Source organism: Xanthomonas sp. XNM01, from assembly GCF_014851915.1.
Taxonomy (GTDB): Bacteria; Pseudomonadota; Gammaproteobacteria; order Xanthomonadales; family Xanthomonadaceae; genus Pseudoxanthomonas.
Map to the genome: position 1 here is coordinate 516,572 of NZ_JACVAP010000001.1, position 22,095 is coordinate 538,666.

Annotated in this window: 23 protein-coding genes; 9 read left to right on the top strand and 14 right to left on the bottom strand. The window is 68.9% G+C overall.

Annotated features, from left to right (window positions below; genetic code table 11):
- Positions 1 to 48 precede the first annotated feature (48 nt).
- From IB242_RS02265 to IB242_RS02275, 3 genes are all read left to right on the top strand, one after another.
- Entirely contained in the window at positions 49 to 408 is a 360-nt protein-coding gene (locus IB242_RS02265; RefSeq protein ID WP_192275567.1) for a roadblock/LC7 domain-containing protein, read from the top strand.
- Between the two features lie 107 nt (positions 409 to 515).
- Complete coding sequence (locus tag IB242_RS02270; protein WP_192275568.1) at positions 516 to 1,484, top strand: hypothetical protein; 969 nt, start codon at positions 516 to 518, stop codon at positions 1,482 to 1,484.
- Positions 1,477 to 2,043: a GTPase gene (locus IB242_RS02275; protein WP_192275569.1), complete on the top strand. Its 567-nt coding sequence runs from the start codon at positions 1,477 to 1,479 to the stop codon at positions 2,041 to 2,043. Before IB242_RS02270 ends, IB242_RS02275 begins: the two co-directional genes overlap by 8 nt.
- 318 nt (positions 2,044 to 2,361) lie before the next feature.
- On the opposite strand, the gene IB242_RS02280 is transcribed toward IB242_RS02275, so the two are convergent.
- The 12 genes from IB242_RS02280 to miaB all read right to left on the bottom strand — a co-directional run bounded on the left by IB242_RS02280 (position 2,362) and on the right by miaB (position 14,726).
- Positions 2,362 to 3,576, bottom strand: coding sequence for a hypothetical protein (locus IB242_RS02280; protein WP_192275570.1), 1,215 nt, complete (start codon positions 3,574 to 3,576; stop codon positions 2,362 to 2,364).
- 91 nt (positions 3,577 to 3,667) lie between these two features.
- On the bottom strand, positions 3,668 to 3,892 hold the full coding sequence (locus IB242_RS02285) for a CstA-like transporter-associated (seleno)protein (protein ID WP_192275571.1): 225 nt from the start codon (positions 3,890 to 3,892) through the stop codon (positions 3,668 to 3,670).
- 16 nt (positions 3,893 to 3,908) lie between these two features.
- Positions 3,909 to 5,996 carry a carbon starvation CstA family protein gene (locus tag IB242_RS02290; protein WP_192275572.1) on the bottom strand — a complete coding sequence of 696 codons (2,088 nt, stop codon included), beginning with the start codon at positions 5,994 to 5,996 and terminating at the stop codon, positions 3,909 to 3,911.
- Between the two features lie 142 nt (positions 5,997 to 6,138).
- Complete coding sequence (locus IB242_RS02295; RefSeq protein WP_192275573.1) at positions 6,139 to 7,149, bottom strand: magnesium and cobalt transport protein CorA; 1,011 nt, start codon at positions 7,147 to 7,149, stop codon at positions 6,139 to 6,141.
- 144 nt (positions 7,150 to 7,293) lie between these two features.
- Positions 7,294 to 7,755 (bottom strand): hypothetical protein, encoded by a 462-nt coding sequence (locus tag IB242_RS02300; RefSeq protein WP_192275574.1) that lies wholly within the window; start codon positions 7,753 to 7,755, stop codon positions 7,294 to 7,296.
- Positions 7,752 to 8,945 carry a DUF4105 domain-containing protein gene (locus IB242_RS02305; RefSeq protein WP_192275575.1) on the bottom strand — a complete coding sequence of 398 codons (1,194 nt, stop codon included), beginning with the start codon at positions 8,943 to 8,945 and terminating at the stop codon, positions 7,752 to 7,754. The genes IB242_RS02300 and IB242_RS02305 overlap by 4 nt, the downstream gene beginning before the upstream one ends.
- Positions 8,945 to 9,826 (bottom strand): transporter associated domain-containing protein, encoded by an 882-nt coding sequence (locus IB242_RS02310; protein ID WP_192275576.1) that lies wholly within the window; start codon positions 9,824 to 9,826, stop codon positions 8,945 to 8,947. Before IB242_RS02310 ends, IB242_RS02305 begins: the two co-directional genes overlap by 1 nt.
- Positions 9,827 to 9,869: 43 nt before the next feature.
- Entirely contained in the window at positions 9,870 to 10,460 is a 591-nt protein-coding gene (locus IB242_RS02315; RefSeq protein WP_192275577.1) for a hypothetical protein, read from the bottom strand.
- A gap of 4 nt (positions 10,461 to 10,464) precedes the next feature.
- Positions 10,465 to 10,950: an rRNA maturation RNase YbeY gene (gene ybeY / locus IB242_RS02320; RefSeq protein ID WP_192275578.1), complete on the bottom strand. Its 486-nt coding sequence runs from the start codon at positions 10,948 to 10,950 to the stop codon at positions 10,465 to 10,467.
- Between the two features lie 111 nt (positions 10,951 to 11,061).
- Positions 11,062 to 12,042 carry a PhoH family protein gene (locus IB242_RS02325; RefSeq protein ID WP_192275579.1) on the bottom strand — a complete coding sequence of 327 codons (981 nt, stop codon included), beginning with the start codon at positions 12,040 to 12,042 and terminating at the stop codon, positions 11,062 to 11,064.
- A gap of 87 nt (positions 12,043 to 12,129) precedes the next feature.
- Positions 12,130 to 13,032 (bottom strand): DKNYY domain-containing protein, encoded by a 903-nt coding sequence (locus IB242_RS02330; RefSeq protein ID WP_192275580.1) that lies wholly within the window; start codon positions 13,030 to 13,032, stop codon positions 12,130 to 12,132.
- Positions 13,033 to 13,280: 248 nt separating this feature from the next.
- Positions 13,281 to 14,726, bottom strand: a complete 1,446-nt coding sequence (miaB, locus tag IB242_RS02335) for a tRNA (N6-isopentenyl adenosine(37)-C2)-methylthiotransferase MiaB (RefSeq protein ID WP_225539964.1) — start codon at positions 14,724 to 14,726, stop codon at positions 13,281 to 13,283.
- A 121-nt stretch (positions 14,727 to 14,847) separates the two neighbouring features.
- Between miaB and IB242_RS02340 the strand changes: the two genes are divergently transcribed.
- The 6 genes from IB242_RS02340 (at position 14,848) to IB242_RS02365 (ending at position 19,821) form a co-directional block, all read left to right on the top strand.
- Complete coding sequence (locus tag IB242_RS02340; protein ID WP_192275581.1) at positions 14,848 to 15,741, top strand: lytic transglycosylase domain-containing protein; 894 nt, start codon at positions 14,848 to 14,850, stop codon at positions 15,739 to 15,741.
- 152 nt (positions 15,742 to 15,893) lie between these two features.
- Positions 15,894 to 16,514: a ubiquinol-cytochrome c reductase iron-sulfur subunit gene (gene petA / locus IB242_RS02345; protein WP_192275582.1), complete on the top strand. Its 621-nt coding sequence runs from the start codon at positions 15,894 to 15,896 to the stop codon at positions 16,512 to 16,514.
- 3 nt (positions 16,515 to 16,517) lie between these two features.
- Positions 16,518 to 17,780: a cytochrome bc complex cytochrome b subunit gene (locus tag IB242_RS02350; protein ID WP_192275583.1), complete on the top strand. Its 1,263-nt coding sequence runs from the start codon at positions 16,518 to 16,520 to the stop codon at positions 17,778 to 17,780.
- Entirely contained in the window at positions 17,773 to 18,519 is a 747-nt protein-coding gene (locus IB242_RS02355) for a cytochrome c1 (RefSeq protein WP_192275584.1), read from the top strand. Before IB242_RS02350 ends, IB242_RS02355 begins: the two co-directional genes overlap by 8 nt.
- 171 nt (positions 18,520 to 18,690) lie before the next feature.
- Positions 18,691 to 19,329: a glutathione S-transferase N-terminal domain-containing protein gene (locus tag IB242_RS02360; protein WP_192275585.1), complete on the top strand. Its 639-nt coding sequence runs from the start codon at positions 18,691 to 18,693 to the stop codon at positions 19,327 to 19,329.
- Positions 19,330 to 19,377: 48 nt separating this feature from the next.
- Positions 19,378 to 19,821 carry a ClpXP protease specificity-enhancing factor gene (locus IB242_RS02365; RefSeq protein ID WP_192275586.1) on the top strand — a complete coding sequence of 148 codons (444 nt, stop codon included), beginning with the start codon at positions 19,378 to 19,380 and terminating at the stop codon, positions 19,819 to 19,821.
- Between the two features lie 293 nt (positions 19,822 to 20,114).
- Here the strand turns inward: IB242_RS02365 and IB242_RS02370 are convergent, their stop codons facing one another.
- Both IB242_RS02370 and IB242_RS02375 read right to left on the bottom strand, forming a co-directional pair.
- Positions 20,115 to 20,450, bottom strand: coding sequence for a DUF3301 domain-containing protein (locus IB242_RS02370; protein WP_192275587.1), 336 nt, complete (start codon positions 20,448 to 20,450; stop codon positions 20,115 to 20,117).
- Between the two features lie 308 nt (positions 20,451 to 20,758).
- Entirely contained in the window at positions 20,759 to 21,826 is a 1,068-nt protein-coding gene (locus IB242_RS02375) for a DUF2272 domain-containing protein (protein WP_192275588.1), read from the bottom strand.
- Positions 21,827 to 22,095: the final 269 nt, after the last annotated feature.

Genomic DNA, 22,095 nt, shown 5'->3' on the forward strand with positions numbered 1-22,095 from the left:
CGGCGCGGTACCCACTTCTTTTCAACCATAAGCAGGAAACGCAGGGCCATGGCAAAGCTGGATCTGGACGGACTGAAAGACATCGCCGGTTTCGTCGGCGCGGCGCTGGTCGACGGCGACAGCGGCATGGCGATGGCCATCACCGCCGGCGGTGTGCTGAACCTGGAAGTGGCCGCGGCCGGCAACTCCGACGTGCTGCGCGCCAAGCGCCGCGTTGCCCAGCAGCTGGGCCTGGACGACCGCATCGAGGACGTCCTGATCACGCTGGGCAAGCAGTACCACCTGATCCGCCCGCTGGAAAGCAACGAGCTGCTGTTCCTGTACGTGGTGCTGGATCGCGCGCGCGCCAACCTGGCGATGGCCCGCCACGAGCTGAAGTCGTTCGAGAAGACGCTGGACTTCAGCTGATCGCTGCTGCGCCCCGGCATCCGCAGGATGCCGGGCGCACTCCGCCTCCCCCCATCCGGTGACCGGAGGCCGCGACTGCGGCCTCCGACGCCCCTGCATGCATTCCGATGACCCGCCTGCCTCCGACCCGCGTGCGTATCGCCACCGCCGGCCTCGACCTGCTGTCCGCCACCCGGGTCAAGGTGGCGTGTTCGCTGCTGATGGCCGAACGCCTGGATGTCGAGCTGGTCGAATGGGATGCCACGCCGGTGTCGGCGCTGATCGCCCATGACGCGCAGCTCGCCGGCCGGTCGGCGATGGCCTGGGCCGAGCGCGAGGGGATCGCGGTGCTGGCGATCAGCCGCCAGCCCGCCGTAAGCGCGGTGCAGGTGCTGTCGCATGGCGCCACCGTGCGCGAGATCGCCGATGCGCTCAGGCCGCTGCTGCAGTCGGCCCCGCAACCGGCGCGCACCGCCCTCGAGGAGGGCCTGCGCCTGCCACCGCTGCTCGACCGCATGCGCCTGGACCGCCGTCACCCGCTGCCGGTGCTGATGGAAAACGGCCTGCTGCGCGTGGTGGTCGATGCCCGCAACGGCACGCTGCACATGCTGCGCCGCATGCCGCTCGAGCAACTGCTCGATGCGGCGGCGGATGCCAGCTGGTATGCGACCGAGCTGACGCTGGCAGAATGGGAGACCCGTTACCGCCCCGATGTCACCGTGTCGCATGTGATCGAAAGCCTGTGGTGGCAGCTCGCGGCACGCGAGCAGTGCGCCGTGCCCGGCCATGCCGAGGGGGCGCTGGCGCTGTCGGCCTGGCCGGACCTGGACCCGCTCACCGCCGATCCGCAGTGGCTGCTGGTGCTGGCCCATCTGCAGCAGAAGGCCTGGCTGCCCGGGGCGCTGTCCACCACGACCGGCATGCCGCTGGAGCTGGTGCGCAGGGTGATGGCGGTGCTGCGGTTCAGCGGGCTGTCGGTGGACGAGGTCGGCGCGGCACGCGTGCGTTCGCGCAGCCAGACGCCGGCGCAGGCGGGTTCCTTCCTGCGCGTCGCCAAGCGTTTCGGGATGAAGCTGCTGGGGTTGCAGCATGGATAACTACAGCAACAAGCTGGTGTTCGTCGGCAACATGGGCGCGGGCAAGTCGACCGCGATCCGTGCGATTTCCGACATCGAGCCGGTCAGCACCGACATGCCGATCAGCGCCGATGCCGACGCGATGGACGGCAAGACGCTGACCACGGTCGCGCTGGACTACAGCTCGGTCGAGCTGGAGGGCGGCGAGCTGCTGCACGTGTACGGCGTCCCCGGCCAGCGCTATCTCGACTTCATGTGGCCGATGGTCTGCGAAGGCGCGATGGGCATCGTGGTGCTGGTCAATGCCTGCGAGGGCATGGCCATCGACGGCGTCGCCGACCTGCTGCTGGAGTTCGGCCGGCTCGCACCAGATGCCAGCTTCGTGGTCGGCGTGACCCGCACCGACCTGGCGCCCACGTTCGAGCTGCTGCGCTTCCGCGATGGCCTGAAGGCGCGCGGCTTCACCGTGCCGGTGCTGAAGGTCGACGCGCGGCAGACGCTGCAGGTCGAGTTTCTGGTCAAGGCGCTGCTGTCGTGCCAGCACGCCGGCGCGCAGCTGCAGCAGGGTACTGTCCGCTGAGGGCGCGTCGCGTCGGGCGCGTCCACGTCCATGCCGGGCAGAAGGCGGATTCCTTCGGATGCCCGGCCGCCTCCGGGCGCTGAGTCGTTCGTCCGCTGCGGCCGTGCGCAACTGCCGGGCCGGCCATGCAGCGATGCCGACATCCGTGCCGTCGCGGAGCGGCGGTAGCCGCTGGGTGCCGGCAAAGGCATCAGCGGCCTGGTCCACCTGGTCCTGATCGACCGCTCTGCTTTCCGTGTATGGACGTTCTGGCGCGGGCAGGTCGGCGACGGTGCAGGTCCGATTCCTGCACCGTGCGGCCCCTCCGGCACGCGAGGCTCAGCGCGTCCATGCCTCGAAGTGCGTGGCCGCATGCGCGTCCCGGGTGGTGACGAGGTAATCGAACCCTTCCAGAAGGAAACGCGAGCCGGCCGGCAGCGTGGCGCGCTGCTTCACGGTGAGCCGGTAGCGGAGGTTGGTCAGCGGGATCAGGACGTAGCCGGTGGCGCCGATGCGTCCTTCGTCGATCCCGGCCGCTGCCAGCAGCGGGGCGATGCTCGTGTCCTTGTGAGGCACGACGACCGTTGCGTGCTCCTGCGTGGGATCGAGGCTGCGCATCTGTCCGGCCATCGGCATGAAGGCCACGTGCAGCGATGTCATGCCGTTGGCCGCGGCGAGACCGGGCAGCAGCGAGCCCAGGTCGTAGATCCCGGTCGCTGTCGTGCCGCGTCCCAGGTGGTTGGCGCCCATCTTGAGCAGCACGCGCGGCGCCGGACCGGCGGCCCTGTATGCATCGAGGAAGTATCTGCGCATCAGCGCCCCGCGCGCCTCGTTCGACGCACCGGAAGCGCCGGCGACGTTGAACCGGTAGATGCCGGCGCTCTCGGACAGGGCATCGATCACCGCGCCCGCCGCCGCGTCGTCGTGGTAGCGTGCCGACAGCGCCTGGAAGTCCGCCGGGGTCGCCGTCGGCAGCCACACGTCGCCAAGGGCCACCGGGGCCTGCGGCGCCGACGCGGGTGCGTCGCCGACGTCCTGGGCCAGGAGCGCGGCAGCGCCGACGAATTCCTGGTCGATGCCCCAGAGCCGCGGTGCACCATCCACATCGGGGAAGCCGGCGGCCAGGCGTGCGTCCTCGACGTAGCTGGTGAACGGCATCGACAGACGTGTCCCGGCCAGGCCGCGCGCGACGGCGTCGAGGCCGCCATCGCCCGGTGCCGACTGCAGGCGCCGGGCCAGCCAGCGCGCCGAGAACGGACCGATCTCGACGGCGTGGTGGAGCCGCGGATCGATGCGGCGCAGGTCGCGGGCCAGGGCCAGCCCAAACTCCGGCACGTCGGCGAAGCCGTGGCTCTCGCCCACGGCGACGAACTGCGCATTCGCCAGCTCCGCCCGCAGGCGCTCGCCGCCTGTGTCCGACAGTCCGTCAGGCGAGAAGGCGATGGGCAGGACCTCGACCGGGAAGGCGGACGTGGTGTCGCTCGCAGCGAGCGGGAACGTGCAGGCCAGCAGCAGGGGGGCAAGGAGAGCGAAGGTACGACGGATCCGGTTCATCGAGCGGTTCGTCCGAGGCATGGAAAGAAAAACACCCCGCGGCGCCTGTGGCGCGCGCGGGGCGCAAGGGGTACTGCAGTGGATCAGGAGCTCAGCAGCAGCGGAAGCCGCTCCTGCCGCCGAAGCGGGCTTCCTGGCGTTCGCGGAAGAACGTCTTGTAGTCCATCGGTTCGCGGTCCGGGTGCTTTTCCAGCATGTGCCGGACGTAGTTGTCGTAGTCCGGGATGCCGCAGCAGAGCCGGGCGGTCTGGACCAGCCTCCGCCACACACGCTTGTGTGTGGCGAAGTGGTCGAGCGGAACGAGCTGGTTGCCCATGTCGTCCGCCCCCGCCTTACAGCCAGGCCTTCTGCTGCTCGTCGCTCAGTGCGACGAACGGCGTTTCGCGGTCGGTCCGTGCCGGGCTACGACGCGCCTTGGCGATCGCGCGGACCGCATAGACCAGCACCGCCGCGACCACGATCAGGAACAGTACCGTCAGGCCGGTGTTGACGTAGCTGTTGATCACGACCTGCTTCATCTGGGCCATGGTCTTGGCCGCGCCGAGCAGTTCGCCGTTGGCGATCGCGGCCTGGTAGTGCCTGGCCTGGGCGATGAAGCCCACCGCCGGCTTGGGATCGAAGATCTTGATCAGGCCGGCGTAGGTGGTGCAGATCAGCAGCCAGATGGTCGGCACGATGGTGACCCAGGCGTAGCGGTCCTTCTTCATCTTGAACAGGACCACGGTGCACAGCATCAGGGCGATGCCGGCCAGCATCTGGTTGGCGATGCCGAACAGTGGCCACAGCGTGTTGATGCCGCCCAGCGGATCGACCACGCCCTGGTACAGGAAGTAGCCCCACAGCGCGACGCAGCCTGCGGTACCGATGACGTTGGCGCTCCACGAGTCGGTCTTGCGCAGCACCGGGATGAAGTTGCCCAGCAGGTCCTGCAGCATGAAGCGACCGGCGCGGGTACCGGCATCCACCGCGGTGAGGATGAACAGCGCTTCGAACAGGATCGCGAAGTGGTACCAGAACGCCATCATGCTGTCGCCGCCCGGCAGGGCGTCGTGCAGGATCACCGCGATACCGACCGCCAGCGTCGGCGCGCCACCGGCACGCGAGATGATGGTGTGTTCGCCGATCTGCTGCGCCTTGAGTTCCAGCGCCTCGGGCGTGATCACGAAGCCCATGTTGCTGACCGCGGCGGCGGCGCTGTGCACGTCGGTGCCGAGCACGGCGGCGGGGCTGTTCATCGCGAAGTAGATGCCCGGATCCAGGATCGAGGCCGCGACCAGCGCCATGATCGCCACGAACGACTCCATCAGCATGCCGCCGTAACCGATGTAGCGGGTGTGGGTCTCGTTGGCCAGCAGCTTGGGCGAGGTGCCCGAGCTGATCAGCGCATGGAAGCCCGAGACCGCGCCGCAGGCGATGGTGATGAACAGGAACGGGAACAGGTTGCCCTTCCAGACCGGGCCGTCGCCGGTGGAGGCGAACTCGGTCAGCGCCGGCATCTTCAGCGAGGTCACTTCCGGGCTGGCGATGACGATGCCGATGGCCAGGGCGACGATCACGCCGATCTTGAGGAAGGTCGAAAGATAGTCGCGCGGAGCGAGCAGCAGCCACACCGGCAGGACCGCGGCGACGAACCCGTAGCCGATCAGCATCCAGGTGATCTGGGTGCCGGTGAAGGTGAAGGCCGGGCCCCAGGTCGGATGTGCGCCGACCTTGCCGCCGAACCAGATCGCGGCCAGCAGCAGGATGATGCCGACGATCGAGATCTCGCCGATCTTTCCTGGCCGGATGTAGCGCATGTAGATGCCCATGAAGATCGCGATGGGCATCGTCGCGATCACCGTGAACATGCCCCACGGGCTTTCGGCCAGCGCCTTCACCACGATCATCGCCAGCACCGCGAGGATGATGATCATGATCAGGAACGCGCCGAACAGGGCGATGGTGCCGGCGACCGGCCCCATTTCCTCGCGGACCAGGTCGCCCAGCGAGCGGCCGTCGCGGCGGCTGGAGATGAACAGGACCATGAAGTCCTGCACCGCGCCCGCCAGCACCACGCCGGCGATCAGCCACAGCATGCCCGGGAGGTAGCCGAGCTGGGCGGCCAGGACCGGGCCGACCAGCGGACCGGCGCCGGCGATCGCGGCGAAGTGGTGTCCGAACAGGACGTGCTTGTTGGTCGGGACGAAGTCCAGACCGTCGTTGTGGATGTGCGCGGGCGTGGCGCGCCGCGGATCCAGGCCGAGCACGTTCCTGGCGATGTAGAGGCTGTAGTAGCGATAGGCGACCAGATAGATCGACACCGCCGCCACGACGATCCACAACGCGCTGATCTGTTCACCTTGGCGCAGTGCCACGGTGCCCAGACAGAACGCGCCGAGCAGCGCGAGGGCTGCCCAGCCGACTTGAGATAGAGCTTTCATGGGGACCTCCCGGGTGGGTTCGCCAAGGGTCGTCCCATGCGCGTGCGAGGTCAATGTACGCAGCGGCCGTGGCGCTAACACTTTGGTCGTATGTGCGACCGCAGCATTCCACGCACGCCCTGTCACATTCCCGTGAGCGGGCTCAGAGCCAGCGCGCGCGCTTGAACGCCCGGTACAGGCCCACGCAGACGCCGCCGACCAGCACGATCAGCACCGGGTAGGCCCAGACCGGCGCCAGTTCGGGCATGTGTTCGAAGTTCATCCCGTACCAGCTGGTGACCAGGGTCGGCGCCGCCAGCAGCGCCGCCCAGGCCCCCAGCCGCTTGACCGTCTCGCCCTGGGCCAGGGTCACCAGCGACAGGTTCACACTCAGCGCGGTACCGAGCATGTCGCGCAGGGTGTCGATGGCGTCGTTGATCCGCAGCACGTGGTCGTGCACGTCGCGCAGGTACACCCGCACGCCCTCCGGAATCAGCTGGCCCTGCAGCGCCTGGCTGCGCATCAGCGTCGCCAGCACGTCCTGCAGCGGCGACACCGCCACCCGCATGTAGGTCAGGTCGCGCTTGAGGTCGTACAGGCGCACCACGATCGCGCGGCGGTAGGTGTCGGAAAAGATGTCCCGCTCGAGCGTGCGCAGGGTGTCGCGGTGTTCGTCCACGATCGGCGCGTAGTTGTCGACGATGAAGTCCAGCACCGCGTACAGCGCCATCGCCGGACCCGCGCGCAGCAGTTCGGGCTCGCGCTCCATGCGTGCGCGGACCGGCGCGTACGACAGCGAGCCGCCATGGCGCACGGTCAACAGGAAGCGGGTGCCGAGGAAGGCATGGGTTTCGCCGTAGTGGATCTGGCCGTCGAGCATCTGCGCGGTGTGCACGGCGACGAACAGCGTGTCGCCGTAGGCCTCGACCTTGGGACGCTGGTGCGCGTTGCGCGCATCCTCGACCGCCAGATCGTGCAGGCCCAGTTCTTCCTGCAGCAGAGCCAGGATCGGGTTGGCCGGCTCGTACAGGCCGACCCAGGCGAAGCCGGGCGCGTTCTCGGCCAGCTTCTCGCTGAGCTGCTCGAGAGTCAGGTTTTCGCGTTTGCCGCGGTCGTCGTACCACGCGCAGGCGACGACGCAGGAAGGATTGGCGGGGACGGCCGGTGCATTCATCCGCCGCATCCTGCGCCGGATCGCCCGCGCGCGGCAAGCGGCGCTGCACCGCACCGGCGGCCAGGTGCGCTGCCGCGAGTGCGGACCGATGGCGCCGCGTCGCGATACCGCGGTGGAGTCGCTGCCGGCCGCCGGAGGAACCGCTCAGTCCACCACGCGCGCGCTGTCCGGAACGCGCTCGCGTGGCAGCCGGGTGCCGCACCAGGGGCAGAAGTCGATGCAGGCCAGCTCCGGCCCGGCCAGCCAGTAGACCAGCTGCTCCGGCCCCAGCCGTTCCACGCTGACCACCAGCGGCGGTGCGGGATCGTCGGCGGCGCGGAACATCGCCTGGCAGCAGTACTGGCGCGCGCGGGCCAGGTAGGCCACGTCGAGCGGGGCGAACTCGGTCGATCGCCAGCGCCCGCAGGCCGCACAACCCTGGACGTGGTGGATCGCGGCGCGGACGCGTGGATCAGGGAACGCGTCCTCGTCGATCTCGATGCAGTCTTCGAATGCCAGCTCGAAGATGCCGGTCCCTTCCTGCGCGCGTGCGGCCAGCAGGTGGCCACGTGCCGCCGTGCAGTGGGAATCCGGCGGCGACGGATGGCCGCTGCCGCCTGCGGTCACGTGCGACGACGGCCGAAGGCGAGGGCCAGTGCGGCGTGCAGCGGCAACAGCAGCGCGATCCACGGCAGGTTGTACTGCGGCTGCAGCGACAGCCATTGCAGGATCCAGCCCAGCGTGGCGATGCCGGCCACCACCCACAGCGCGATCCGGAACAGGCGGCCGGGCTGGCGCCCCCGCAGCAGCGCGATCGCGCCCGGCAGCAACAGCAGGCACAGCGGATCGAGCAGGCTCAGGTTGCGGTTGGCCCAGCCGGCCTCGTGCGCGGTGAACCCCCACAGGTACACCAGTACGGCGCCGCCGAGCCCGCACAGCAGCCACAGCGGCAGCGCGGCCGCGGCCACCGCACGCGGCGCGCGGCGCGCACCGACCAGGACCAGGGTGGCGCCCGCCAGGCCGGCAACCAGCCACGGCCACCAGCGGCGCGGTTGTTCGGACGGTTCGGCGGCGATGCGATGCGGCAGGAGTTCCTGCTCGGCCTGGACCAGCGGCCGGCCCTCGCTGTTGCGCGCCTCGCGCAGGCTGTCGGCCAGACGCATCGGCACGAAGGCTTCGTCCCAGCGCGACAGCGGCCGGTCGGCATAGGGCCCCAGGCCCAGATCGAAGCCCAACCACATCCAGGTCGCCGGCCGTGCCAGGCGGACCGCCTCGCTGCGGTAGGTGTTGCCGCGCGAGCGCCCGGCCAGCTGCGATTTCAATGCGCCGCCCATCGCCGCGTCGAGCGCGTCGCGCACCTGCGTGGCGCAGTTGGCGGTGAAGTACTCGTAGCGGTAGCGCGCGTTCTCGGGCCTGGCCCGTTCGGCCAGCGCGTCGGCCAGCGCCTGCGCCTGTGCGGTGGGCAGGTCCAGCCACTGCACGCTGACGCCACGGCCGGCATCGCGGTACTGGGCCAAATCCTGCTCGACCGGCAGCGCCACCAGGTAGTACTGCATGTCGCCGGCGACGAAGCGGCCGATGAAGTCCTCTTCGGTCGGGTCGAAATAGCCGAAGTTGTAGGACAGCGCGGTCCCGGTGTCCGGGTCGGCCACGACGATCGCGTCATGGCCGAAGCGCTCGAAGAACACCTCGCCCGGCTGCATCGTCAGCACCCCGATCCGCGGTGCGGCCGAGGCCGCGACCGCGTACAGCAGGGCGAACAGGAGCAGCAGCCAGCGCGATCCGCGCGCGCCGCGCGCCGCGCGGATCGCCGGCATCAATGCGCGTCCTGTGGATCGTGCGCGAGCACGCCGACCTGGAAGGCGATCACCCGGCGCGCGTCGGCCCGGATCACCCGGAACGCGAAGCGGCCCAGGGTCAGCTCCTCGCCGGTCTCGGGCAGGTGGCCGATCGCCTCGGTGACCAGGCCGCCGATGGTGTCGTACTCGTCGTCGGCGAAATCGGCGCCGAAGCGCTGGTTGAAGTCGCCGATCGGGGTCAGCGCGTCGACCACGAACTGGCCGTCGGCCTGGGCCGCGATCAGCGCGCTGTCGTCCTCGGCCTCGTCGTGCTCGTCGTCGATCTCGCCGACGATCTGCTCCAGCACGTCCTCGATGGTGACCAGGCCGGCGACGCCGCCGTACTCGTCCACGACGATCGCCATGTGGTTGCGCGAGAGCCGGAACTCCTTGAGCAGGACGTTGAGCTTCTTCGACTCCGGGATCAGCACCGCCGGGCGCAGCAGCGCGTGCACGTCGCCTGGCCCGTTGTCGGCGACAACGCCGCGCAGCAGATCCTTGGCCAGCAGGATGCCCAGGATCTCGTCGCGGTCCTCGCCGTGCACCGGGAAGCGCGAGTGGCCGGACTCGACCACCTGTTTCATCAGGTCGATGAAGCGCGCGTCGGCCGGCAGCGACACCATCTGCGAGCGCGAGACCATGACATCGCCCACGGTGAGCTCGGACACGGAGAGCGCGCCCTCCATCATCCGCAGCGTATCGGTGTCGATCAGGCCATCGCCCTGCGCATCGCGCATGATCGCGAGCAGGTCTTCGCGCGTGTCGGGCTCGCCGGAAAAGGCGGAACTGATCCGCTCCAGCCACGTGCGCCGGCGTTCGTGCGACTCCGGCGCGGAGGTACTACTGTCGTCTTCTGACATCCGTCTGTGGAAATGCGACCGGATCCCGGTCGTTGCCGGCAGTCTAGCGCGGTTGCCGCGCCGGGGGCGAGGCCGGGGCGTCCGGCTGGCCGGATGCGGCCTCGTCCGCCGCCTCGGGCGGTTCCAGCCCGTAGCTGCAGCCGGCCAGGGTCTTGCCGGGGTGGGAGTCGACGTTGGACACGTTGATCACCGCCGATTCCAGCCAGCCGGGCGTTCCATCCGGGCCGTCCACCTCGTCGGCGCGCACTTCCAGCCCGAACAGGGCCTTCTGCGGCGTATCCACGCCGGTTTCGAGCTTCAGCGCACGCGCCAGCGGCCGCGGGTCGGCCAGGTCCAGCACCGCCAGCACCGCGTCGCCGGCGAAGGCGATATGGTCGGTCTGCACGCCGTGCACGGTGATCGGCTGGTTGAGCCGGTACTCGAGCATGAACGGGTTGGCCTGCGGCTGCGGGCGCCAGCCCAGGGCGACGGCCTGCAGCGGGTCCTGCAGGACCGGGGTGAAGCGCATGAAGCTGGCGTAGCCCAGCCGGCATTCGATCAGCGCGGCCAGGTCGATCGCGGCGGGAGCGGGAGCGGCCTGTGCCGGCAGGGCGGCGGCGCAGAGCACGAGCACGGCGGCAGGCAGACGGCGCATCGGTTCAGCGCTCCCCGGCATAGGGGTCGTCGAGGCCGAGGTCGGCCAGGATCTCGCGTTCGAGCTGCTCCATCGCCTCGGCTTCCTTGTCGTCCTCGTGGTCCCAGCCCAGCAGGTGCAGCACGCCATGCACGGTCAGGTGCGCGTAGTGCGCGGCCAGTGCCTTGTCCTGCTCGGCCGCCTCGCGTGCCACCACAGGCGCGCAGATCACCAGGTCGCCGAGCAGCGGAAACTTCACGCCCTTGGGCAGGCCTTCCGGCAGTTCGGCCGGGAAGCTGAGCACGTTGGTCGCGTAGTCCTTGCCACGGTAATGGTGGTTCAGCGACCGCCCCTCCTTGGTGTCGACCAGGCGGATCGCCAGATCGGCCTCGCGGATGCGGCCCTTCAGCGCGGCCGCGACCCACTTGCGGAAGCTGACCGCGGCCGGCAGACCGGCGCGGGGCAGGGCGTAACTGACGGCGACATCGAGACGGACGGGGCCCTTGGTCATGGCGGCTTCCGGTGTTCAGGCAACAGAGGCGCACAGTATCGCTCCGCAGCCATCCCATCGCGACACCGGGCCATGCCCGGCATCGCCGGGCGGGCATCACGCCAGCGCGGGTCAGCCCTGTTCCTGCCGGGCCTGCTGCTCGCGCCGCTCGTAGGCGCTGACGATCTTCGCCACCAGCGGATGGCGGACCACGTCGCGGGCCTCGAAGAAGGTGAAGCTGACCCCGTCGACCCCGTTCAGTACCTCGATCGCGTCGCGCAGGCCGGACTTGATGTGCCTGGGCAGGTCGGTCTGGGTCAGGTCGCCGGTGACCACCGCGGTGGAGCCGAAGCCCAGCCGGGTCAGGAACATCTTCATCTGCTCGATGGTGGTGTTCTGCGCCTCGTCCAGGATCACGTACGCATCGTTGAGCGTGCGCCCGCGCATGTAGGCCAGCGGCGCGATCTCGATGACGTTCTTTTCCAGCAGCTTGACCACCTTCTCCACACCGAGCATCTCGTACAGGGCGTCGTACAGGGGGCGCAGGTAGGGATCGACCTTCTGGGTCAGGTCGCCGGGCAGGAAGCCGAGTTTCTCGCCGGCCTCCACCGCCGGGCGCACCAGGATCAGCCGCTGCACCCGCGACTCGTTCAGTGCCTCGACCGCGCTGGCCACCGCCAGGAAGGTCTTGCCGGTGCCGGCCGGACCGATGCCGAAATTGATGTCGTGGGTGGCGATCTGGTGCAGGTAGCGCGCCTGGTTCTCGCCGCGGCCGCGGATGGTGCCGCGACGGACCTTGATCGCCACGTCCTGGGCCGCGTACTCGCGGTGCGCGCTGCGCTCGACATTGGCATCGCCCAGGCGCAGGTGGATGGCGTGGCTGTCGAAGGTGGTGTCGGTGGTCTCGGCGTACAGCGCGTGCAGCAGGCGCTCGGCCTGCTCGGCGGCCTCGCGCGGGCCGGTCACCCGGAACACGTGGCCGCGGTTGGCGATCTCCACGCCCAGGCGCAGTTCGATCTGGCGCAGATGCGCATCGAACGGGCCGGCGAGGTTGGCGAGCCGTTCGGTGTCGGCCGGCTCGAGGGTGAAGTCTCGGTAGGGGAGTGCGCTCATGCGCCAATTCTAGTCGCCCGGAGTGAAGGCGGCTGCAGTGCGCGACGCCGGCCTGCGGCCCGCGGCAGGGCGCGGAGCGGGCGGTGTTCAGCGTTTGCTGCGGCAGGGGACTTCCCGGAACTCGTCGAAGCAGCGGCGGTTGTCGCGGATGCAGTTAGGGCAGTCGCGCCCGTGCGGCCGGGCGGTCGCCGGATCCAGGTCGTCGCGGCGGATGCCGCGGCTGTCGAAGACCTGCATGCGGTCGGCCGCGTACTGGCTGCTGATGATCCTGAACGAGGCGCGGTCGAGCGGCTCGATGCGGATGAAATGCTGGTCGTACACGCAGCGGTCGTCCACCAGCCAGCCGCGCTCGTGGCGGAGGCTGCCGGCATCGCAGACATCGTCGATGACGCGCAGTCCGTAGCGGTGGTCGGTGGGCGTGCCGATCGGCGAGAGCAGGCTGTAGCCGTACCTGGCGTCGCTGGCATGGGACGCGCTCAGCGGGCGGAAGCTGGCGCGGTCCGCCTCCTCGATCCTGGCCAGGTTGACCGGGCTGTAGACGCAGTGGCGGTCGGTGTACCAGCCATGGGCATCGGTCGCCAGCGATTCGATGGCGCACAACGGGCGCGGGGTGGCGCCGGAATAGGCGCGATGCCGGTCGATGCCGAACCGGCCCATGCGCCGGAACGAGGCCACGTCCGCACCGGGAACCAGGAGGGTCTGCGCGTAGACGTTGCGCCCGTCGTGCGCGTACTCGCTGCCATCGATGCGCTGCAGCGTCGCCGGTGCCGCGCCGGCGATGGGGCGGCCGCGGAAGTAGGCGCGGCTGCGATCGGCGGCGTACTCGCGGTCGATCCTGCGAAAGCTCGCCGGATCGGCGCCGTCGATCTTCTCGACGTTGAACCAGCCGGCCTGCCGGTAATAGACCGCATCCTTCTCGACGACGTAGTCGCCGCAGCCGCCGAGCAGCACCACGGCCAGCAGCATGAAGATCCGGCGAAGCAGCGTCATTCCCTGATTCCTGCGCGACGGCGGCCGCGGTCTGGCTGCCTTGCTCCGATCCTGCCCGAGCCGTGCTGTGGGGTCCATCCGATGGCGTCAGCACCGGTGTGGACGCTGTCCGTTCGATCCAGTGACTTGGCTGCGTCACTGGGGCCGGCAGAGAGCCGGCATTCGTGACACGGTGCATCCGGATCCGGGGCATGTCTGCTCCGCGGCGCGGGCCGTCACGCGATGTGCGGCCGGCCCCGCGCGCAGGCTCAGTCTTCGCTGGTCCTGATCCGTCCGCGCAGCGAGTTGGTCAGCGCCTCGGTGATCACCACGTCGACGAACTGGCCGATCAGGCGCGGGTGGCCGGGGAAGTTCACCGAGCGCATGTTCTCGGTCTTGCCGGTCAGCTCGTTCGGGTTCTTCTTCGACGGGCCCTCCACCAGCACCGACTGCACGCTGCCGACCATCCGCTGCGAGATGCCGGCCGCGTATTCGTTGATGTGCGTCTGCAGGCGCGACAGACGCGCGTGCTTTTCCGCGTCGCCGATCGTGTCTTCCAGGTCGGCGGCCGGCGTGCCGGGGCGACGCGAATAGATGAAGGAGAACGACTGGTCGAAGCCCACGTCCTCGATCAGCTTCATCGTCTTCTCGAAGTCGGCCTCGGTCTCGCCGGGGAAGCCGACGATGAAGTCCGAGCTGATCGAGATGTCCGGGCGCACCGCGCGCAGCTTGCGGATCTTGGATTTGAACTCCAGCGCGGTGTAGCCGCGCTTCATCGCCGACAGCACGCGGTCGCTGCCCGCCTGCACCGGCAGGTGCAGGAAGCTGGCCAGTTGCGGCACGTCGCGGTAGGCGTCCACCAGCGAATCGCTGAACTCCAGCGGGTGCGAGGTGGTGAATCGGATCCGGCCGACGCCGTCGATCTGGGCGATGGTGCGGATCAGCATGCCCAGGTCGGCGGTCTCGCCGTCCTCGCCGTACGGGCCGCGGTAGGCGTTGACGTTCTGGCCGAGCAGGTTGATCTCGCGCACGCCCTGCGCGGCGAGCTGGGCGACCTCGACCAGCACGTCCTCGAACGGGCGGCTGACCTCGGTGCCACGGGTGTAGGGCACCACGCAGAACGAGCAGTACTTCGAGCAGCCTTCCATGATCGACACGAACGCCGACGGGCCTTCGGCGCGGGGCTCGGGCAGGCGGTCGAACTTCTCGATCTCCGGGAAGCTGATGTCGACCTGCGGCCGGTTCTGCTCGCGCCGGGCGCGGATCAGCTCGGGCAGGCGGTGCAGGGTCTGCGGGCCGAACACCAGGTCCACGTACGGGGCGCGCTTGACGATGGCCTCGCCCTCCTGCGAAGCGACGCAGCCGCCGACGCCGATGATGACGTCGCGGCCACCGTTCTTCAGCGCCTTCCAGCGGCCGAGCTGGCTGAACACCTTCTCCTGCGCCTTCTCGCGGATCGAGCAGGTGTTGACCAGGACGACGTCGGCGTCCTCCGGGTCGTCGGTCAGCTCCAGGCCCTCGTGCTCGGCCAGTACGTCGGCCATCTTGGCCGAGTCGTACTCGTTCATCTGGCACCCGTGGGTCTTGATGTAGAGCTTGCCGCGGACGCTGCCTTCCGGCAGGCGGCGGGCCTGCCCGGGCAGCGGCAGCAGGGTGGTCTGGGAAGCGATGGCGGCGTCCGGAGCGGTCTCCGGCGTGGCGGTCATCCCGGTCATGGTGGTTAGTCCAGGCGGGCAAGGGGCGCGTAGTCTAGCGTCCGGCTTCCCGTCCGTGGAGCTTTTCCGCTTGTCGGACAATGGCTTGGCAAGGCCGCACGACTCTGGGACACTCCGCGCCATGAAGGGGATGCCGGGGATACTGCTCTTGTCGCTGCTGCTGGCGGGCGCCGCCGTGCCGGCAGCCGCCAGCACGCTGTATCGCTGCGTGGACGAACAGGGCGTCGCCAATTACGTCAACCGCCGCATCGCCGGCGCCGACTGTGCGGTGTTCAGCCGCTACACGCCGGACCGCCGGCAGTCGCCGGCACCGCGGGCCACTCCTGCGGCCGTGACCGCGGCCACGCCGGCCGAGCAGCCGGCCAGCCAGATGCGGGTCTCGCCCGCGCCACTGCCGCCGGGCCCGCTGAAGTCGCCCTCCAACGCGCCGCAACGTCGCGTCACCGGCCAGGTCTATGCCTACACCCGAGATGGCGTACGCCACTTCAGCAGCCGCCCGCCCGCAGGGCTGGCCAGCGGCGAGGTCCGCACGATCGCCTACAGCTTCATCGAGACCTGCTACGCCTGCGGGGTGCGGCCGGGCGTGAGCTTCGCGACGGTCCACCTCAATACCGACGCGTACCGCAACGAGATCGCCGCGGCGGCCCGCGAGTTCGGGGTGGAGGAGGCGGTGGTGCGGGCCATCATCCATGCCGAGTCCGCGTTCAACCCGACCGCGCTGTCGCATGCCGGCGCCCAGGGGCTGATGCAGCTGATGCCGCCGACCGCGCGCCGCTTCGGCGTCACCGACAGTTATGACGCAACGCAAAACATCCGCGGCGGCGTGCAGTACCTGGCCTGGCTGCTGCGTCGTTTCAACGGCGACCTGACCCTGGCGGCTGCCGGCTACAACGCCGGCGAAGGCGCGGTCGACCGGCACAAGGGCGTGCCCCCGTACAGCGAGACCCAGCGTTACGTGCAGCGGGTCGGGGTGCTGGCCGAACGCTATCGGGGCGTTCTTGCATCGGCGCACTGAGCATGCTGCGGAGGCCTTGCAAGGCTTGCAGCATGGTCAATTTGTGCCATTGTCCGCTGAACGAAGCTTCCCTTACACTTCTTTGGTCTTATGCGGCCGGGGACGACCGCAGGCAGCCAACGCTACCAATCTGAAGATTCTCGGAGTGCCGGATGGCAAACGATGAGGTCAAAGCGCCCGTGAACACGGGACGCCGCCGGTTCCTGACCGCGACCACAGTAGTGGTCGGGGCCGTAGGTGCCGGATTTGCCGCTGTTCCTTTCATCAAGTCTTGGAATCCCAGCGCACGGGCCAAGCTGGCCGGCGCGCCGGTGACGGCCGACATCAGTGCCCTGCAGGAAGGCCAGCGCCTGATCCTGGAGTGGCGTGGTCAGCCGATCTGGATCGTCAAGCGCTCCAAGGCGATCCTCGACGCACTGCCGACGCTGGACAGCCACCTGCGCGACCCCAAGTCGGAGAACGCGGACCAGCAGCCCGCCTACGTGCAGCAGGCCAACCCCGAGCTGCGCTCGATCAAGCCCGACATCTCGGTGCTGGTCGGCCTGTGCACGCATCTGGGCTGCTCGCCGGAAATGGCCGCGGAGATCAAGCCCGAGCCCTACGACCCGGAATGGAAGGGCGGGTACTTCTGCCCGTGCCACAAGTCGCGCTTCGACATGGCCGGGCGGGTGTTCCAGGGCGTGCCGGCGCCGACCAATCTGGTCGTGCCGCCGCACTACTACCAGGATGACAACACCATCGTCATCGGTGTCGATCCGCAGGGGGCTGCGTAAGCCATGGCGAACAACATCCTCATCAAGACCGCCAACGGCGTGATGGACTGGGTCAACGCTCGTGCACCGGCGCTCGCGCCGATGTACCGCAAGCACATGACCGAGTACTACGCGCCGAAGAACTTCAACATCTGGTACATCTTCGGCGTGCTGTCGATGGTGGTGCTGGTCAACCAGATCCTGACCGGCATCTTCCTGACGATGCACTTCAAACCGAGCGCGGCGGAAGCCTTCGCCTCGGTCGAGTACATCATGCGCGACGTGGAGTGGGGCTGGCTGATCCGGTACATGCACAGCACCGGCGCCTCGCTGTTCTTCATCGTGGTCTACATCCACATGTTCCGCGGCCTGATGTACGGCTCGTACCAGAAGCCACGCGAGCTGGTGTGGATCCTGGGCATGCTGATCTATCTGGTGCTGATGGCCGAGGCCTTCCTGGGCTACGTGCTGCCGTGGGGCCAGATGTCGTTCTGGGGCGCCAAGGTGATCATCTCGCTGTTCGGCGCGATCCCGGTGATCGGCAACGGCCTGACCGAGTGGATCATGGGCGACTACCTGCCCAGCGACGCCACCCTCAACCGCTTCTTCGCCCTGCACGTGATCGCGCTGCCGCTGGTGCTGCTGCTGCTGGTCGTGCTGCACCTGGGCGCGCTGCACGAGGTGGGTTCGAACAACCCGGACGGCGTGGAGATCAAGAAGGGCCCGAAGGGCAACCGCTGGTCGCCGACCGCCCCGGCCGATGGCGTGCCGTTCCACCCGTACTACACGGTCAAGGATGCGTTCTACGTCTGCTTCCTGCTGATCATCGGCGCCTTCATCATCTTCTTCGCGCCTGCGTTCGGCGGCTGGTTCCTCGAGCACGACAACTTCACCGAGGCCAACAAGCTGGTCACTCCCGAGCACATCAAGCCGGTGTGGTACTACACGCCGTACTACGCGATGCTGCGCGTGGTCCCCGACAAGCTCGGTGGCGTGCTGGTGATGTTCGGTGCGATCGCGATCCTGTTCCTGGTGCCGTGGCTGGACCGCGCCAAGGTCAAGTCGTACCGCTACCGCGGGCTGATGTCGAAGCTGCTGCTGGGCGTGTTCGCGGTGGCCTTCATCTGGCTGGGCAAGATCGGCGCCGGCCCGGGTACGGACCCGGTCGAGACCATCGTCGGCCGCTTCCTGACGCTCTACTACTTCCTTTTCTTCCTGACCATGCCGCTGTGGACCAAGCTGGACAGGACCAAGCCGGTGCCGGAACGGGTGACCACGCATGACTAAGAAATGGATTGCCCTGCTAGCCGCAGCTGCGACCGGGCTCCTGTTCTCCGCTGCCGCCCTGGCCGCGGCCGGCGGGCCGACCCAGCAGGCTGGCAACGACCTGTCCGACCGGGCCTCGCTGCAGCGCGGCGCCCAGCTGTACATGAACTACTGTTCCGGCTGCCACTCGGTGAAGTACCTGCGTTACTCGCGGATGGCCGAGGACCTGGGCCTGACCGAAGACGAGGTGATGACCAACCTCAACTTCACCGGTGCCAAGTTCGGCGAGCAGATCCACGTGGCGATGACGCCGGCCGAGGGCGAGAAATGGTTCGGCAAGATGCCGCCGGACCTGAGCCTGATCTCGCGCGTGCGCGGCAGCGACTGGGTCTATACCTACCTCAAGTCGTTCTACCTGGACGAGTCGCGGCCTCTGGGCTGGAACAACACCCTGTTCCCGAACGCCTCGATGCCCAACCCGCTGTGGGAGCTGCAGGGCCTGCAGCATGCCGAGTTCGGTGAGCCGGACGCGGCCACCGGCGAGCGCCATCCGGAGCGCCTGAAGGTGACCCAGGCCGGCCGTCTTTCGGCGGTCGAGTTCGATCAGGTCGCGCGCGACATCACCAACTTCCTCGAGTACGCCGGCGAGCCGGCCGCGCTCAAGCGCCAGGCGCTGGGCGTGTGGGTGATCCTGTTCCTGATCGGCCTGACCTTCCTGGCCTGGCTGCTCAAGCAGGAATACTGGAAGGACGTGCATTAAGAAGGGCCCCTGAGGCCGCGCTCCGCGAGGGGCGTGGCCTTTGTCGTTTGTGGGCGGCTGAACTATTGGCTTTTCGTTCGCGGAAATGCACACTCGGAACGTATGACGACCGCAGGCGAGGGGCCGGCGGCGTCGGGTGCGGCCGGCGGATTCCGGTCGTCGGAGGCCTAGATGGCAGCGAGTGTGCGCATGCGCAATACCTTGACGTTGTTCTCCTCGGTCGATGACGTGCTGTGTCATCGGGTCAGGCTGGTGCTGGCCGCCAAGGGCGTCACCTACGACCTGGTGCCGGTGGATCCGCAGAGTCCGCCCGAGGACCTGATGCATCTCAATCCGTACCACTCGGTGCCGACCCTGGTCGAGCGCGAGCTGGTGCTGTACGCCGCGTCGGTGGTCAGCGAGTACCTGGACGAGCGGTATCCGCATCCGCCGCTGATGCCGGTCGATCCGCTCTCCCGCGCGCGTCTGCGTCTGGCGATGCTGCGGATCGAGCACGACTGGGTGCCCCAGGTGCAGGCGATCCAGCTGGGCAACAAGCAGCAGGCCGAGGCCGGCCGCAAGCGGCTCAAGGAACTGCTGACCGAGTCGCTGCCGCTGTTCAAGGCAAGCAAGTTCTTCCTCAATCCGGAAATGAGCCTGGCCGACTGCGCGATGGCGCCGATCATCTGGCGGCTGCATGCGCTGGACGTGCCGCTGCCCAAGGACAGCAAGGCCATCGAGGACTACGGCAACCGGATCTTCCGCAATCCTGGTTTCATGCGCAGCCTGACCGACCAGGAAAAGCGGCTGCGCGACCTGCCGCCGCTCTGACGGCATCGCTTCAGGACCGGCTCCGGGTCCACGCCGTACACTGTGCGCATGACTGACCAGACCCCGCCGATGACGAGTTACCGCCCGTACCTGCTACGGGCGCTTGCCGAATGGATCAACGACAACGGCATGACGCCGCACATCCTGGTTGACGCGACGGTCGCCGGGGTGCAGGTGCCGGTCAGCGCCATCCATGAAGGGCGGGTCGTGCTGAACATCGCCGACCGTGCGGTGGTCGGGCTGCATATCGACAATGCCTGGATCGGCTTCACCGCACGTTTCGGTGGCGTAAGTCAACCGGTGAACGTGCCGGTCGGTGCGGTGCTGGCCGTGTATGCGCGCGAGACCGGGCAGGGCATGGTGCTGCCCGATGAGGGCATCCCGACCGGGACCCCGGGCGACGATCCGGATTCGCCCCCATCGGGTTCGCCGCCCGAGCAGCCGAGCGATCCGGGTGCAGGCAAGCGACCGCACCTGCGCGTGGTCAAGTAGCCGTACGACATCTGCGCATGGTCGCGATGATGGCGATCTCCTGACGTTCCGAAGACAGCCCCGGCATGCTGCGCGTGCCGGGGCTGTCCGTCGTACGACAGTCGTATTCCACTTCGCGGCCTGCGTGGCCGTGCGACGCGGGCAGCAAGAGTGTTCATCCGGCACGGAGTGTGGATGGGATGCCTGCATGCCTGACGCCGCGTGCATGCGATTCGAGGATCGGCCGCGCGCGGCAAGGCGGCCGGCTGGTCCCGTGCGCTTGGATTGAAATGGCGCACAGGCGCCGCGCGGAACTACTCGCGTCGTTCGAGCGGGATGATGCGTGCGCCCGAGGAGGGGCCGACGAAGCCGACGAGCTCGCCGCCACGCAGCACCAGCCGCCCGCTGTGGCGCTCGATGCCATCGCGGGAATAATCGAAACGGAAGCTGCGTTCCAGGCCCAGCCAGCCATCCTCGCGGCGGTACAGGCGCAACCCGCTCGCCTGCACGCTCTGGTCCAGCAGCTGCACGTCAGCGGCCACACAGGCATTGCGACCGAGCACTTCGGCACGCTCGGCCGCCGCGCGCGCGGCGTTCCAGAACGCGAAGGCGGCCGCACCGGCAATCATCAGCAGGATCAGACTGGGCATGCGCGCAGTCTAGGCGTCCGGTTGCGCGTGGGATAGAGGTTGCGGCGTTGGGTGGCGGCCGTCGGTGTCGCCCAGTCGTGGCTGGCCGCGGCGCATCTCCGCGCTGGTCGTTGCGGTCGTGTCAGGTGGCGGCTGGCGTGGTGCTGAGCGAGGCGCCGGAAGATGTCGGCCGCGCGCTGCGACCGGCGGGCCAGGCTGATCGCGCGTGGCACGACGCAGGCGCTGCAATGTCGGGGCCCGGTGCGGGCGGCTTCAGGGGCTCGAATGGCGAAGACCGATGCCGGGTCGGGGCCGGAGTTGCCAGCGGCTTACCGGGGGCGGATGGATCCAGGGACGTCGCTCGCTGTCGGAGCTGGTGCCGGCAGCGTCGTCGGCTCCGGCGCCGCCGGTGCGGAGGCCGGAGCGGCATGCTCGGCTGACGTTGTTGGCTCCGGCGTCGACGGCGGGATGTCCAGCAGTTTGAGCAGGGCCGCCCAGTCGCGGCGGTTGAAGCTGCAGCCCGCCGCGTTGCCGGGCCGGCATTCCGTCGTATCGAGGTCCTCCATGCCGCTGCCGTCCGGATACCCCGTCGTGGCGCCAGGAAGCGCGAAGACCTCCGGTTGCAGGCGGCCGCTGCGGTCCAGCGGCAGCTTGCGCATGGTGACGGCGTTGAGCACGTTGCCGCCGATCAGGTACAGCAGACGGTCGCCGCCTGGATTGGCCGCGACGACGATGTCGCAGTGCGATTGCCATGCTGCCGGCGACTGCCCGTCCAGCGCGGCGCGCAGGCCGCTGCCGCCTCGCACGGGACCAGCGCCACGCAGGTGGCAGAGCAGGTCGCCGGGCGCGGCTTTCTCCTGGGCCGGATCGGCAAAGCGGTAAGGTCCCGTGGGCGGCGTGCGGTACGCGCGGGCGATGTAGTCCATGTGGCGCGCCGAGCGGGTGAACGTGGTCAGGCCGGCATCACGCATCACCCAGGACACGAACGCCGCCGACCATGGGGTATCGATCAGGAACGCCCGGCAGTCGCTGTCGGTGGCGCGCTCGCCGTGCGGGGCCAGGCAGCTGGCGGCTCCCGGCGTCCCCTCGCTGGCCATCGGTTGCAGGGTGCCGCTGTCGCGCCAGTACATCGCCACGCGCTGCCAGGCCGGCTGGTCGCCGGCGTCGAGCCGGACGCGCTCGGCCTCGGTGACGCCCAGGCTGGCCAGGCGGCCGTCCGCATCGATGAAGGGACGGCGCCAGAGCAGATGCTCGCGACACGCACTGCGCACGATCGCCGCTGCCTGCGCGCTGACCCCATGGCGGGGTGGCAGGTCGCAGACTTCGTGGGCATGTCCGAGATCGGGGATTGCGGCGAGGGCCAGCACGAACAGACATGCAGTACGAACAGGACGCATGGATCTTCCACCGTGGGGCTGTCCGGAGCTTAGCGACGGGCGGTGGAAGCAGCGTGATCCGTGCTGGGGCCACGTGCTGGACAGCCCGCAGTCGAGCGCGCGCCAGCGCCCCGGCGTTGCGTGCGCGCTTCAGGCGTTCGGCCGCTTGAGCGAGTGGGGGCGCATCGACGACGTCCGGCAGACGTGGTGGCCTACCGTGTACGACGGCTTCGACCTTGCAGATCAGCGACACGCCCGCAGCAGTCGTGGAGCGGTCAGACGGCGCGGGC